15 protein-coding genes and 1 pseudogene are annotated in these 12,822 nt (G+C 59.7%); 11 read left to right on the plus strand and 5 right to left on the minus strand.

The features are described 5' to 3' along the window. The first annotated feature begins 3 nt into the window (after positions 1–3). The 4 genes from ileS to ispH all read left to right on the plus strand — a co-directional run bounded on the left by ileS (position 4) and on the right by ispH (position 4,901). Positions 4–2,835 (plus strand): isoleucine--tRNA ligase, encoded by a 2,832-nt coding sequence (gene ileS, locus AC1Q6Y_RS14245; protein WP_492624713.1) that lies wholly within the window; start codon positions 4–6, stop codon positions 2,833–2,835. Next, positions 2,828–3,340: a signal peptidase II gene (gene lspA, locus AC1Q6Y_RS14250; RefSeq protein WP_007970932.1), complete on the plus strand. Its 513-nt coding sequence runs from the start codon at positions 2,828–2,830 to the stop codon at positions 3,338–3,340. Before ileS ends, lspA begins: the two co-directional genes overlap by 8 nt. A gap of 7 nt (positions 3,341–3,347) precedes the next feature. Beyond that, the gene (fkpB, locus tag AC1Q6Y_RS14255; RefSeq protein ID WP_191622266.1) at positions 3,348–3,785 is read left to right on the plus strand and encodes an FKBP-type peptidyl-prolyl cis-trans isomerase; all 438 of its coding nucleotides are present in this window, start codon (positions 3,348–3,350) and stop codon (positions 3,783–3,785) included. Between the two features lie 168 nt (positions 3,786–3,953). Next, complete coding sequence (gene ispH, locus AC1Q6Y_RS14260; RefSeq protein ID WP_090451485.1) at positions 3,954–4,901, plus strand: 4-hydroxy-3-methylbut-2-enyl diphosphate reductase; 948 nt, start codon at positions 3,954–3,956, stop codon at positions 4,899–4,901. Here ispH and AC1Q6Y_RS14265 read toward each other — a convergent pair. After that, on the minus strand, positions 4,870–5,409 hold the full coding sequence (locus tag AC1Q6Y_RS14265; protein WP_492624714.1) for a GspH/FimT family pseudopilin: 540 nt from the start codon (positions 5,407–5,409) through the stop codon (positions 4,870–4,872). The two genes, ispH and AC1Q6Y_RS14265, sit on opposite strands and share 32 nt — an antisense overlap. Positions 5,410–5,539: 130 nt before the next feature. On the opposite strand from AC1Q6Y_RS14265, the gene AC1Q6Y_RS14270 reads away from it, so the two are divergent. From AC1Q6Y_RS14270 to thiO, 7 genes are read left to right on the plus strand one after another with little or no spacing between them, the layout of a single operon-like run. Next, on the plus strand, positions 5,540–6,013 hold the full coding sequence (locus AC1Q6Y_RS14270; RefSeq protein ID WP_340314589.1) for a GspH/FimT family pseudopilin: 474 nt from the start codon (positions 5,540–5,542) through the stop codon (positions 6,011–6,013). Continuing rightward, positions 6,010–6,459, plus strand: coding sequence for a type IV pilus modification protein PilV (gene pilV / locus AC1Q6Y_RS14275; RefSeq protein ID WP_407516356.1), 450 nt, complete (start codon positions 6,010–6,012; stop codon positions 6,457–6,459). Before AC1Q6Y_RS14270 ends, pilV begins: the two co-directional genes overlap by 4 nt. Continuing rightward, positions 6,456–7,163, plus strand: a complete 708-nt coding sequence (locus AC1Q6Y_RS14280) for a PilW family protein (protein WP_090451479.1) — start codon at positions 6,456–6,458, stop codon at positions 7,161–7,163. The genes pilV and AC1Q6Y_RS14280 overlap by 4 nt, the downstream gene beginning before the upstream one ends. A gap of 10 nt (positions 7,164–7,173) precedes the next feature. Continuing rightward, positions 7,174–7,653, plus strand: coding sequence for a pilus assembly PilX family protein (locus tag AC1Q6Y_RS14285; protein ID WP_492624715.1), 480 nt, complete (start codon positions 7,174–7,176; stop codon positions 7,651–7,653). After that, a complete protein-coding gene (locus tag AC1Q6Y_RS14290; protein ID WP_492624716.1) occupies positions 7,640–8,053 on the plus strand; it encodes a hypothetical protein in 414 nt (137 codons plus the stop codon). The genes AC1Q6Y_RS14285 and AC1Q6Y_RS14290 overlap by 14 nt, the downstream gene beginning before the upstream one ends. Before the next feature lie 14 nt (positions 8,054–8,067). Then, on the plus strand, positions 8,068–8,469 hold the full coding sequence (locus AC1Q6Y_RS14295; protein ID WP_429522104.1) for a type IV pilin protein: 402 nt from the start codon (positions 8,068–8,070) through the stop codon (positions 8,467–8,469). Between the two features lie 56 nt (positions 8,470–8,525). Next, a complete protein-coding gene (gene thiO, locus AC1Q6Y_RS14300) occupies positions 8,526–9,626 on the plus strand; it encodes a glycine oxidase ThiO (RefSeq protein WP_492624717.1) in 1,101 nt (366 codons plus the stop codon). A 128-nt stretch (positions 9,627–9,754) separates the two neighbouring features. Here thiO and AC1Q6Y_RS14305 read toward each other — a convergent pair whose 3' ends face one another. The 4 genes and pseudogenes from AC1Q6Y_RS14305 to AC1Q6Y_RS14320 all read right to left on the minus strand — a co-directional run bounded on the left by AC1Q6Y_RS14305 (position 9,755) and on the right by AC1Q6Y_RS14320 (position 12,814). Further along, on the minus strand, positions 9,755–11,092 hold the full coding sequence (locus tag AC1Q6Y_RS14305; protein ID WP_492624718.1) for a sigma-54-dependent transcriptional regulator: 1,338 nt from the start codon (positions 11,090–11,092) through the stop codon (positions 9,755–9,757). Further along, positions 11,089–11,406: pseudogene (locus tag AC1Q6Y_RS14310) on the minus strand (hypothetical protein); the annotation flags it as partial. The pseudogene AC1Q6Y_RS14310 and the gene AC1Q6Y_RS14305, both read right to left, overlap by 4 nt. Before the next feature lie 26 nt (positions 11,407–11,432). Then, positions 11,433–11,666: a PP0621 family protein gene (locus AC1Q6Y_RS14315; protein ID WP_057713250.1), complete on the minus strand. Its 234-nt coding sequence runs from the start codon at positions 11,664–11,666 to the stop codon at positions 11,433–11,435. A 125-nt stretch (positions 11,667–11,791) separates the two neighbouring features. Further along, positions 11,792–12,814, minus strand: coding sequence for an outer membrane protein assembly factor BamD (locus tag AC1Q6Y_RS14320; protein WP_057713251.1), 1,023 nt, complete (start codon positions 12,812–12,814; stop codon positions 11,792–11,794). Between the last annotated feature and the right edge of the window lie 8 nt (positions 12,815–12,822).

Genomic DNA, 12,822 nt, shown 5'->3' on the forward strand with positions numbered 1-12,822 from the left:
TAAATGACCGACTATAAAGCCACGCTAAACCTTCCGGACACCGCCTTCCCAATGAAGGCCGGCCTGCCACAGCGCGAACCGCAGATCCTGCAGCGCTGGGACAGTATTGGCCTGTACGGAAAGTTGCGCGAGATTGGCAAGGATCGTCCGAAGTTCGTATTGCACGACGGCCCTCCGTACGCCAACGGCTCGATTCACATCGGTCATGCGCTGAACAAGATTCTCAAGGACATGATCATCCGCTCGAAGACCCTGTCGGGCTTCGACGCGCCTTATGTTCCGGGCTGGGACTGCCACGGCCTGCCGATCGAGCACAAGGTCGAAGTGACCCACGGCAAGAACCTGGGCGCGGACAAGACCCGCGAACTGTGCCGGGCCTACGCCACCGAGCAGATCGAAGGGCAGAAGTCCGAGTTCATCCGCCTGGGTGTGCTGGGTGACTTCGCCAACCCGTACAAGACCATGGACTTCAAGAACGAGGCCGGTGAAATCCGTGCCTTGGCCGAAATCGTCAAGGGCGGTTTCGTGTTCAAGGGCTTGAAGCCTGTGAACTGGTGCTTCGACTGCGGTTCGGCCCTGGCCGAAGCGGAAGTCGAGTACGAAAACAAGAAGTCCTCGACCATCGACGTGGCCTTCCCGATTGCCGATGAAGCCAAACTGGCTGCCGCTTTCGGTCTGCCGTCGCTGGGCAAGCCTGCCTCGATCGTGATCTGGACCACCACCCCGTGGACCATCCCGGCCAACCAGGCGCTGAACGTTCACCCGGAATTCAACTACGCCCTGGTCGACGTCGGCGACAAACTGCTGGTGCTGGCTGAAGAGCTGGTCGAGTCGTGCCTGGCGCGCTACTCGCTGGAAGGCTCGGTCGTTGCGACCACCACCGGTAAAGCGCTGGAACTGATCAACTTCCGTCACCCGTTCTACGACCGTCTGTCGCCGGTTTACCTGGCCGACTACGTTGAACTGGGCGCCGGCACCGGTGTGGTTCACTCATCTCCGGCCTACGGCGTGGACGACTTCGTGACCTGCAAGAAGTACGGCATGGTCAACGATGACATCCTCAATCCGGTCCAAAGCAACGGCGTTTACGTTCCGTCGCTGGAATTCTTCGGCGGCCAGTTCATCTGGAAGGCCAACCCGGCCATCGTCGACAAACTGACCGAAGTCGGTGCGTTGCTGCACACCACCGTCATCGAACACAGCTACATGCACTGCTGGCGCCACAAGACCCCGCTGATCTACCGCGCCACCGCGCAGTGGTTCATCGGCATGGACAAGCAGCCGACCACCGGCGACACCCTGCGCCAGCGTTCGCTCAAGGCCATCGAAGACACCAAGTTCGTCCCGGCCTGGGGCCAGGCGCGCCTGCACTCGATGATCGCCAACCGTCCGGACTGGTGCATTTCCCGTCAGCGCAACTGGGGCGTGCCGATCCCGTTCTTCCTGAACAAGGAAAGCGGCGAACTGCACCCACGTACCGTCGAGCTGATGGAAGTCGTGGCCAAGCGCGTTGAAGTCGAAGGCATCGAGGCCTGGTTCAAGCTGGACGCCGCCGAACTGCTGGGCGATGAAGCGCCGCAGTACGACAAGATCAGCGACACCCTGGACGTCTGGTTCGACTCGGGTACTACGCACTGGCACGTTCTGCGCGGTTCGCACCCGATGGGTCACGAAACCGGCCCGCGCGCCGACCTGTACCTGGAAGGTTCGGACCAACACCGTGGCTGGTTCCACTCGTCGCTGCTGACCGGTTGCGCCATCGACAACCACGCACCGTATCGCGAACTGCTGACTCACGGCTTCACGGTCGACGAGTCCGGCCGCAAGATGTCCAAGTCCCTGGGCAACGTGATCGCGCCACAGAAAGTCAACGACACCCTGGGTGCCGACATCATGCGTCTGTGGGTCGCTTCGACCGACTATTCGGGTGAAATGGCGGTTTCCGAGCAGATTCTGCAACGTAGTGCGGACGCCTACCGGCGTATCCGTAACACCGCGCGTTTCCTGCTTTCGAACCTGACCGGCTTCAACCCGGCCACCGACCTGCTGCCGGCCGAAGAAATGCTGGCTCTGGACCGTTGGGCCGTGGACCGTACCCTGCTGTTGCAACGCGAACTGCAAGAGCACTACGGCGAATACCGCTTCTGGAACGTGTACTCGAAGATCCACAACTTCTGCGTGCAGGAACTGGGCGGCTTCTATCTCGACATCATCAAGGATCGTCAGTACACCACTGGAGCCGACAGCAAGGCCCGTCGTTCCTGCCAGACTGCGCTATTCCACATCTCCGAGGCGCTGGTGCGCTGGATCGCGCCGATCCTGGCGTTCACCGCCGACGAATTGTGGCAGTACCTGCCGGGCGAGCGTAACGAGTCTGTCATGCTCAACACCTGGTACGAAGGCCTGAGCGAACTGCCGGAAGGCATCGAGCTGGATCGCGCTTACTGGGACCGGATCATGGCGGTCAAGGTCGCGGTCAACAAGGAAATGGAAATCCAGCGTGCAGCCAAGGCTGTCGGTGGCAACCTGCAGGCCGAAGTGACGCTGTTCGCCGAAGACGCGCTCACCGCCGACCTGGCCAAGTTGAGCAACGAACTGCGCTTTGTACTGATCACTTCGACCGCCAGTGTTGCGCCATTGGTGCAAGCACCGGCCGATGCCGTGGTCACTGAAGTCAGCGGCCTGAAGCTGAAAATCGTCAAGTCGGGCCACGCCAAGTGCGCTCGTTGCTGGCACTGCCGTGAAGACGTCGGTGTGAACCCGGAGCATCCGGAAATCTGCGGCCGTTGCGTCGACAACATCAGCGGCGCTGGCGAGGTCCGTCACTATGCCTAATGCCGTTGGCCGTTTCGGACGGCTGAGCTGGCTCTGGTTGAGTTTGCTGGTCCTGGTCATCGACCAGGCCAGCAAGTTCTACTTCGAAGGCAAGCTCCAGATGTACCAGCAGATCGTAATCATCCCCGATTACTTCAGCTGGACCCTGGCCTACAACACAGGTGCGGCGTTCAGCTTCCTGGCTGACAGCTCCGGCTGGCAGCGCTGGCTGTTCGCGTTGATCGCTGTCGTGGTCAGTGCGGTGCTGGTGGTGTGGCTCAAGCGTCTGGGGCGCAACGAGACCTGGCTGGCGGTTGCGCTGGCACTGGTGCTCGGCGGCGCGCTGGGCAATCTGTATGACCGCATTGCCCTGGGCCATGTGATCGATTTCATTCTGGTGCATTGGCAGAATCGCTGGTATTTCCCGGCGTTCAACTTTGCCGACAGCGCAATCACGGTTGGTGCTGTCATGCTGGCACTGGATATGTTCAAAAGTAAAAAGACCGGAGAAACCGTTCATGACTGAACAGGTATTGGCTGAGCAACGCATCGGCCAGAACACGGAAGTCACCTTGCATTTCGCATTGCGCCTGGAGAACGGCGACACGGTGGACAGCACCTTCGATAAAGCCCCGGCGACCTTCAAGGTCGGTGACGGCAACCTGTTGCCAGGTTTCGAAGCGGCGCTGTTCGGTTTCAAGGCCGGTGACAAGCGCACGCTGAGCATCGAGCCGGAAAACGCTTTCGGCCAGCCCAACCCGCAAAACCTGCAGATCATCCCGCGTTCACAGTTCCAGGACATGGAGCTGTCGCCAGGTTTGCTGGTGATCTTCAACGATGCGGCCAATACTGAATTGCCGGGCGTGGTCAAAGAGTTCGATGACGCGCAAGTGACCATCGACTTCAACCACCCGCTGGCGGGCAAGACGTTGACCTTTGACGTAGAGATCATCTCCGTCAAAGCGCTGTAAGGCATTACGGGGCAGCTTCTGTTGCCACCGGACCCTGTGGGAGCGAGCTTGCTCGCGATGAGTGCCTGACATTCAATATTGATATTGACTGACACTCCGCCATCGCGAGCAAGCTCGCTCCCACAGTTTGTTTTTCATTGTTTTCGCGCGCAAGACACGAGGCACAGCATGCAAATCAAACTCGCCAACCCCCGTGGCTTCTGCGCCGGTGTGGACCGGGCGATCGAAATCGTCAACCGCGCCCTGGAAGTCTTCGGGCCGCCGATCTATGTACGCCACGAAGTGGTCCACAATAAATTTGTCGTCGAAGACCTGCGCTCCCGTGGTGCGATCTTCGTCGAAGAGCTGGATCAGGTGCCGGACGACGTCATCGTGATCTTCAGTGCCCACGGCGTTTCCCAGGCCGTGCGCAGCGAAGCGGCTGGCCGTGGGTTGAAAGTGTTCGACGCCACGTGCCCGCTGGTGACCAAAGTCCACATCGAAGTGGCGCGCTACAGCCGTGACGGCCGAGAGTGCATTCTCATCGGCCACGCCGGTCACCCGGAAGTCGAAGGCACCATGGGCCAGTACGATGCTGGCAATGGCGGCGCGATCTACCTGGTCGAAGACGAGAAGGATGTCGCGGCTTTGCAGGTGAAAAACCCTGAAGCGCTCGCCTTCGTGACCCAGACCACATTGTCGATGGACGATACCAGTCGCGTTATCGACGCTCTGCGTGCGCGCTTCCCGGCCATCGGTGGACCGCGCAAGGACGACATTTGCTACGCCACGCAAAACCGTCAGGACGCGGTCAAGCAACTGGCCGACGAATGTGATGTGGTGCTGGTGGTCGGCAGTCCGAACAGCTCGAACTCCAATCGCTTGCGCGAATTGGCAGAGCGCATGTCCACTCCGGCCTACCTGATCGACGGTGCCGAAGACCTGCAAAAGAGCTGGTTCGACGGCGTCGAGCGTATCGGCATCACCGCTGGCGCATCCGCCCCGGAGGTCCTGGTGCGCGGCGTGATCCAGCAGTTGCAGGCCTGGGGTGCCACCGGTGCCGATGAATTGGCAGGTCGCGAGGAGAACATCACGTTCTCGATGCCTAAAGAACTGCGCGTTCGTTCGTTGCTCTGAATTTATTCCTTTTTTCGCATAACGGCTGCCCAACCTTGTCGTTGCGCAGGCTGACGCGACCGGTCCGTGCCAACACCACTTGATGTTGGCTTACCGGTTCGCGAACGGTGCAAATGTATAACGTCCCTCCAATCAGTGACTCGCCCTGACCTCTGAATCGTATGGAGCTTTCGACCGGACCGTTCCCTACAATCGACACGCGTGCGCCGCTCTGGCGTTCGGCCAGCAGTGGATTGTCGCTGTCCATCTCCCCCTTGCCGCTGATATCCAGAATCATCCGCCAGCCTTGGCTCCAGTCGCCATTGATGCCGTGAATCACCACGGCCTGGTTGCGGACGATGGCTTCGCTCCGGGCGGTGCGAATACTGCTGAAAAGGGTCTGCGCCGCTTGCTGTCTTTGGTTCGACTCGATCAGCGTTGCGAACGCCGGGCTGACCAACTGCAGAACAATTCCTGTAATTGCCAGTCCCATGAGCAGTTCGATCAGGCTGAAGCCTTGTTGCCGCATGACATCTCCCTCCGTGGCGTGCTGTGGCCCGCGCAATCCCTGCACGAGAAATGGCAACGCAAACGCACCGCATCGCTCGAATGTTGTGCTGCGCAAGAGCAGGTATAGCCGAAGGAAGCAGAAGGCCCCGATGGATCATCCTACAAAAGGTTTCACGCTGATCGAGTTGCTGGTCGCGATCGCGATCCTTCTGATTCTATTGACTCTGGCTGTCCCGGCGTTTACCCGCTCGATGCAAACAACGAGGGCGGATACTGAAATCGCTGACCTGCGACGAGCCCTGAATTTTGCCCGGCTCGAAGCCATCGATCGGGGCAATGCCACACGGGTGCGACCAACGGCCGGTGGGGTTGCCTGGAGTGGGGAACTGACGGTTTACGACGGTACTGGCGCTTTGGCCAATGTATTGCGGGTTGTTCCGGCGATGAGCGGCGGTGCAACTCTGGCGCTAACCTCTGACGTCACTGCCATCGATTTCAACAGCATGGGCGGATTGTCATCACCGTCCTCAGAGGTGGTGATCAGCTATGGGCGGGGAGCACAAAGCAGGACGCTGACGGTGTGTTTGAACGGACGAATTCTATTGGGTGGAAGTTGCGGATGAGGGCAGGGAGGCAAGGCGCGCAGGAGGGCATGACGCTGGTCGAAGTCCTGGTGGCGTTAGTCATTCTGGGAGTGGGCCTGCTGGGGGCGGCGGCGCTTCAGCTCAATGCGCTGAAGTACACGGACAGTGCGCGCATGACCAGTCAGGCCAGTTTTATCGCCTACGACCTGATGGACCGCATTCGCGCCAACGCCGCAGCGGATTACACCATTGCGCCGCCGGCCTCGGGCAATCCGGACGTTACCCGGGATCAGGACCTGTTTGATTTCAACGCCAACATCGTCAGTTCACTCGGAGCCTCCGCGACGGGCAGTGTGACCGTCAACCGGCAGGTGTACACCATCACTATTACCTGGGACGACTCACGGGCCGCGAATACTGCCGATTCACGACGCAGCTTCATCCTGAGCAGCCGCGCGGCCATTGATCCGATGGTGATCCCGTGAGGCGCCGCAGCAAGGGTTTTAGCCTGGTCGAGTTGCTGATCGCCATGGCGTTGAGCCTGATCGTGGTGCTGGGCGTGGTGCAGGTTTTCATCGCGGCCAAGAACACCTATCTCAGCCAGAATGCGGCCGCGAACATGCAGGAGGACGCACGTTTCGTTTTGAGCAAAATGATTCAGGAGATTCGCATGGTCGGCATGTTCGGTTGCCTGGAAAGGATCACTGATTCCAGCAAGAAAGGTGATTTCCATGCCAATCGTATAACGCCGATCCGTTGGGACAATGGCAGTCGCAGTTTGACGCTGGTTACGGCGGATGTCGGCAGCAATGGCGACAAGCCGGACTGGACCGTGCTTTCCGATTGTAGAACCAATTCGACGGCCTACAGTGAAGGTCGGACACCAGTGGCAGGGCAACTGGCATTTCCGATCCGGCGGCTGATTTACAGCTTCAACAACAACCAACTGCTCATGAAGGGCGGGGCTGCAGCAGGCCAGGTATTGGTGGATAACGTCGGCGCTTTCGACGTGAGCTTCGGCCTGGCCAGTACGGCCACTGATCTGGCTGCTTCGCGCTACAGCAGCAACCCGCCGAACCCCGCGCTGATTCGTAGCGTTCGCCTGAGCCTGACCCTCACCGATCCGAATCACCGCGTGAGCGATCAAACCTTCAACGTGGTTGCCGCTCTGCGCAACCGCTTGCCATGAGAGGGTGCCAATGAATCGGTCTCCCATGACGTGTTACACCCAGCGCGGCATGGCCCTATTGGTCAGCCTGGTGTTCTTGCTCTTGCTGACGCTGATCGGTCTTTCATCGATGCAAAGCGCCACCCTGCAGGAAAAAATGGCCGGTAGCGTCGCCTTGCGCAACCAGTCGTTTCAGAGTGCCGAAGCCGCCTTGCGGGTGGGCGAGAGTGCAGTGCAGCGGGACAGTTATGCGCTACCCGTTTGTAGCGGCATCGTTCAATGTGCACCACCGTCCGAGTCCTCGACAATTACCGCTGCCGGTTTCAGCGCCTCGTCCGGAGTGACCTGGATTGCATCGGGCAACGGCTTTTATGGCGTGCAAAACATCGGTGTCAGCCGAGATGCGGTGAATGTGCCAATCAATACCCCGGCGACGTTGTATCGGGTAACGGCGGTAGGCATTGCGGGGCATTCGCGCAGTGTGGTGGAGAGCATCTATGCGAAGTACTGAGCAATATATCCGGCGGTGGTCACAACTGTTCGGTGTGGTAGTCGCGTTGAACCTGTCGGTGTCGGCGCACGCTGCCACGCCACCGGATTCGCCGGCACTGAACCGGCCAACGTGTCTGGCGAATGGCAACTGGTACGGTTTTTACCATGGCAATCAGGGGTTGAAGGCCGTCTGCCTGAAGCTGCCCGCTGCGATCAGCGTTAAGATGCTCGACAGCAACGCCGATGGAGTGGTCGACAACAGCGACACGCTATCCGATGGCGTGATCTTTATCGGGGAACATTCGACCCAGGACGCCAGCGACAATGGCGGGGCCGTGAACGATTCCACTGGCGACGGTACTGCGGGGATGGAAAAATCCGGCAGCAGCCGTCGCATCATGTGGCGACAAATACAGTGAGTGAGAATTGAGGCATGCGTAGTTCCAACCGCGGTTTTACCCTGATCGAAATCATGATCGTGATTGCGATCATCGGTATTGTCATGACCATTGCTGCCCCGAGTTTCACCGAATACCTGAACAAGGGCCGTCGCGCAGAAGTAGCCGGTCTGCTCTCGGAGCAGGCGCAGCTCCTGGAGCGCTTCTACTCGCAGAAAAATGCCTACACCGATGCGACGGGCCTCAGTACCGGCAATGATTACTACAGCATCACACCGACCCTGACCGACCAGACCTTTCTGCTGACGGCGGTGCGCAAGGCTGACTCGAGCATGGCCTCTGACAAGTGCGGTGATCTGACCATCACCAACACCGGTGTGCTCGGTATGGTCAACGCGAAATCCGGCCTGACCAGCAAAGACTGCTGGGGGCGCTGAGTTTCTATTTCGGGTGCCTTTTGTACCCTCTGTCTATTTAACGATTGGATCAGAACATGACCAGGCAACAGCAAGTGGTGATTGTCGGCGGTGGGGTGATTGGTTTGCTGACGGCCTTCAATCTCGCCTCCGAAGTGCAAAGCGTTGTGCTGCTGGATCGCTCGAGCGTCGGCCAGGAATCGTCCTGGGCCGGCGGCGGCATCGTTTCGCCGCTTTACCCGTGGCGATACAGCCCGGCGGTCACCGCGTTGGCTCACTGGTCCCAGGACTTTTATCCACAGCTGGGCGAGCGCTTGTTTGCCGCCACTGGCGTTGATCCTGAAGTGCACACCACCGGTCTGTACTGGCTGGATCTGGATGACGAGGCTGAAGCGCTGGCTTGGGCTGTCCGGGAAAATCGCCCGCTTAGCGCGGTGGATATTTCGGCAGCACACGACGCCGTGCCGGTGCTGGGCAGCGGTTTTTCCCGGGCGATCTACATGGCCGACGTCGCCAATGTGCGTAATCCGCGTCTGGTGAAGTCACTCAAGGCTGCGTTGCTGGCGCTGCCGAACGTGACGATCCATGAGCAGTGCGAAGTCAGCGGGTTTGTTCGTGAGGGCAATAAAGTGGTCGGCGTGCAGACCTCCACAGGTGCTGTCCCGGGCGATCAAGTCGTCCTGACGGCGGGGGCCTGGAGCGGTGATTTGCTCAAGCTTCTTGATCTGACGCTGCCGGTCGAACCGGTGAAAGGGCAGATGATTCTCTACAAGTGTGCGGCGGACTTCCTGCCGAGCATGGTCCTGGCCAAGGGCCGTTATGCGATTCCCCGGCGCGACGGGCACATATTGATCGGCAGTACGCTGGAGCATGAAGGCTTTGACAAGACGCCGACCGGGTCGGCACTGGAAAGCCTGAAGGCGTCCGCGGTGGAATTGATCCCGGCGCTGGCCGATGCCGAAGTGGTGGGGCATTGGGCCGGATTGCGCCCGGGATCACCCGAGGGCATTCCCTACATCGGCCCGGTGCCGGGTTTTGATGGGCTCTGGCTCAACTGCGGGCATTACCGAAACGGGCTGGTGCTGGCGCCAGCGTCATGCCAGCTGTTTGCCGATGTAATGCTGGGCCGTGCGCCGATTATCGATCCGGCGCCTTATGCGCCTGCCGGGCGGCTCTGACTGCTGGATCGCAGTCGTTTATACGGTCGCTATCGCGAGCAAGCTCGCTCCTGCAATGGTTCTGAGGTGTTCGCAGTTGTTGTGTTCACCAATGACCCTGTGGGAGCGGCTTGCTCGCGATAAGGGCCTCAATCCAATCCAAACTTCTTGAGCCTATAGCGCATCGACCTGAATGACAGGTTCAACCGCTGAGCCGCCGCCGTGCGGTTCCAGCGGGTTTCCTCCAGGGCCTGGAGCAGTAGTTGGCGTTCGATGTTTTCCAGGTAGGCTTCCAGATTGTCGATCCGGGTCAGGTCCGGCACGCCACCCTCAGCCCCATAGTTGCCTTCAGCCAGGCGCAGGTCGCCGGCTTCGATCTGTTTGTTCTCACATAAGGTGTGCGCCCGTTCGAGCATGTTTTCCAGTTCCCGCACATTGCCCGGGAAGCGATAGCTCTTCAGCGCATCGAGGGCTAGGGGGTGGAGTCTCGCCGCAGGTTGACCGGTATCGGCGGCCAGACGCTTGAGAATGTGGCTGGCTAGCATTTCGATGTCATCACGGCGCTCGCGCAAGGGCGGCACCCGGAGTTCGATCACGTTCAAACGGTAGTAAAGATCATGACGAAATCGTCCGGCGGCGACTTCGGTACCAAGGTCCTTGTGCGTGGCGCAGAGAATGCGCACATCCACCGCCACTTCCTGCTGCCCGCCAACGCAGCGTACGGATTTCTCCTGAATCGCGCGCAGCAATTTGACTTGCATGGACAGCGGCAGGTCGGCGACTTCGTCGAGCAGCAGGGTGCCGCCGTGAGCTGTCTGGAACAGGCCGGGCTTGTCTTCGATGGCGCCGCTGAAACTGCCTTTGCGATGGCCGAAAAACTCGCTCTCCAACAGTTCCGAGGGAATCGCCGCGCAGTTGATCGCAATGAACGGCTGATTGGCGCGAGGGCTTTGATCGTGGATCAGGCGCGCGACCAACTCCTTGCCGCTGCCGGACTCTCCGCTGATGTATACCGTCGCATGGCTGCCAGCCAGTTTGGTGATGTGTTCGCGCAGGTTGCGCATGGGCAATGAGTCGCCCAGCAAGCGACGATCGATGCCGACCCCGCGGGCAGGAACCAGCAGGGCGCTGGTGACCAGCTCACGCAGACGCGTAAGGTCCACCGGTTTGGTCAGGAAGTCGAATGCCCCGGCCTTGAGCACACTGATCGCGTTTTCGAGACTGTCATAGGCGGTGATCATCGCCACCTGGACCCGGGGGTGGCGTTGCTGGATGTGCTGCACCAGCTCCAGGCCGGTACCGTCCGGCAACTGCATGTCGGTCAGGCATAGATCGAAGGTTTCGCGTTTCAGCAAGGACTGCGCTTCGCCGACGTTGCGGGCGTTGAACGTCTCCAGCTTCATCCTTCCCAGGGTGATTTCCAGGAGTTCGCGAATGTCCGGTTCGTCATCGACAATCAAGACTTTTTGTCGTGGTCTGGTGTTCAACGTGGGTTCCGTCCGAGAGCAAAGGTCATGCAAAAGCAGCCGCTTTCCTGGCGTGCCTTGAAGTCTAGGCGGGACAGAATGCTTTCGCCCGGCTGGCCGGACAGATAAAGCCCCAGGCCTTTGATATGGCGGGCTGGGGCTTCATTTTCGAGTATTTCCAGTGATTTCAGCTCGAGCCGTAGCGGCGACATTTGCTCGCGGCGCTGCAGGTGCAGGACGTTTTCGATTACCCGGTTCATTCGCAGAGAGAGGTCTTGAATAATCTGTGTCAGACGTCGATCTGCGCCTTTCAGTTCCTTGGGTGCGCGCGATAGTCCTTAATCGGCCGCTAGGTGACGTGTCAGCGGCCGCTGGAATCCTTGTCTTGCTCGAGGTGAGCCTGGCTGCAATACCATCGTTGGTCGAGGCTCAGCGCGCGGTCACGGGGCAGGTGAACGCCACAATGGGCGCAACGGACCATGGGCGCCGCGTCCCGCTCGGCAGGGGGCCTGGGGGTGGAAGCCTGACCCTTGAACTTGCGCCAGAACCACACTGCAGCGGCAATCAGGGCAATCCAGAACAATAAACGAAGCATGGTGAGCTGCTTTTTGATTGATGAAGCGGCAGTTTAGCCAAGGACCTGACAGGCGCACAGTGTAATAAAGCGCCGAAATAAAAAAGGGAGACTCGAAAGTCTCCCTTTTTGCACAACCCGGGGTGTCAGTCGAACACGCCGAAGGTCATGTAGCTGAACCACGAGCGGTCACTGTTGTTGCCTTCCGCTTCGTGATTTTCTTCTTCGATCGCGTCGCCATTGTCGTCTTTAGGCTTGAGCTCGCTCGGGATGGCGTCCTTGGCGTCCTGGAACTGCCTCTGTACGTCCTGGTTGGCGCGGGTTTCGCCTGGTGGCAGCGGCGGACGGGACTCGATCAGGCCCAGGGTCGCCTTGCTCAGCCACGAACGGTTGTCCGCTTCGGCGACGGTCGGTACGAACTGGCCGTCCACCAGCGTCGGGTGGTTCGGGTAGTTGAGCTTCAGGGTTTCCAGGCTGGTGGCAGCCAGTTCGTCCAGGTGCAGGCGCTGGTAGGCCTCGGTCATCACCGCCAGGCCGTCGCCGACCGAAGGGGTTTCCTGGAAGTTTTCCACCACGTAACGACCGCGGTTCGCGGCGGCGACATAGGCCTGACGGGTCAGGTAGTAGTCGGCCACGTGAATTTCGTAGGCCGCCAGCAGGTTGCGCAGATAGATCATGCGCTGCTTGGCATCCGGTGCGTAACGGCTGTTCGGGAAGCGGCTGGTCAGCTGGGCGAACTCGTTATAGGAGTCGCGGGCGGCGCCCGGGTCACGCTTGGTCATGTCCAGCGGCAGGAAACGCGCCAGCAGGCCGACGTCCTGGTCGAAAGAAGTCAGGCCTTTGAGGTAGTAGGCATAATCGACGTTCGGATGCTGTGGGTGCAGACGAATGAAGCGTTCCGCAGCGGACTTGGCCGCTTCTGGCTCGGTGTTCTTGTAGTTGGCGTAGATGAGTTCGAGTTGCGCCTGATCGGCATAGCGACCGAACGGATAACGCGATTCCAGAGCCTTCAGCTTGGCGATGGCACTGGTGTAGCTACTGTTGTCCAGGTCATTTTGAGCCTGTTGGTACAGCTCGACTTCACTGAGGTTTTCGTCTACGACTTCCTTCGATGAGCAAGCAGCGGTCAATGCGAGGATGGCGATCAGCAGCAGGTGTTTCACTTGCATGGCGGCTT

The organism is Pseudomonas sp. GW823-FHT06E10, assembly GCF_058794995.1.

What these genes read in the sequence shown, in the direction of transcription:
- ileS (WP_492624713.1), top strand. Translation starts at nt 4, where the DNA reads ATGACCGACTATAAAGCCACGCTAAACCTTCCGGACACCGCCTTCCCA.
- lspA (WP_007970932.1), top strand. Translation starts at nt 2,828, where the DNA reads ATGCCTAATGCCGTTGGCCGTTTCGGACGGCTGAGCTGGCTCTGGTTG.
- ispH (WP_090451485.1), top strand. Translation starts at nt 3,954, where the DNA reads ATGCAAATCAAACTCGCCAACCCCCGTGGCTTCTGCGCCGGTGTGGAC.
- AC1Q6Y_RS14265 (WP_492624714.1), bottom strand. Translation starts at nt 5,409, where the DNA reads ATGCGGCAACAAGGCTTCAGCCTGATCGAACTGCTCATGGGACTGGCA.
- AC1Q6Y_RS14270 (WP_340314589.1), top strand. Translation starts at nt 5,540, where the DNA reads ATGGATCATCCTACAAAAGGTTTCACGCTGATCGAGTTGCTGGTCGCG.
- pilV (WP_407516356.1), top strand. Translation starts at nt 6,010, where the DNA reads ATGAGGGCAGGGAGGCAAGGCGCGCAGGAGGGCATGACGCTGGTCGAA.
- AC1Q6Y_RS14285 (WP_492624715.1), top strand. Translation starts at nt 7,174, where the DNA reads ATGAATCGGTCTCCCATGACGTGTTACACCCAGCGCGGCATGGCCCTA.
- AC1Q6Y_RS14290 (WP_492624716.1), top strand. Translation starts at nt 7,640, where the DNA reads ATGCGAAGTACTGAGCAATATATCCGGCGGTGGTCACAACTGTTCGGT.
- AC1Q6Y_RS14295 (WP_429522104.1), top strand. Translation starts at nt 8,068, where the DNA reads ATGCGTAGTTCCAACCGCGGTTTTACCCTGATCGAAATCATGATCGTG.
- thiO (WP_492624717.1), top strand. Translation starts at nt 8,526, where the DNA reads ATGACCAGGCAACAGCAAGTGGTGATTGTCGGCGGTGGGGTGATTGGT.
- AC1Q6Y_RS14315 (WP_057713250.1), bottom strand. Translation starts at nt 11,666, where the DNA reads ATGCTTCGTTTATTGTTCTGGATTGCCCTGATTGCCGCTGCAGTGTGG.
- AC1Q6Y_RS14320 (WP_057713251.1), bottom strand. Translation starts at nt 12,814, where the DNA reads ATGCAAGTGAAACACCTGCTGCTGATCGCCATCCTCGCATTGACCGCT.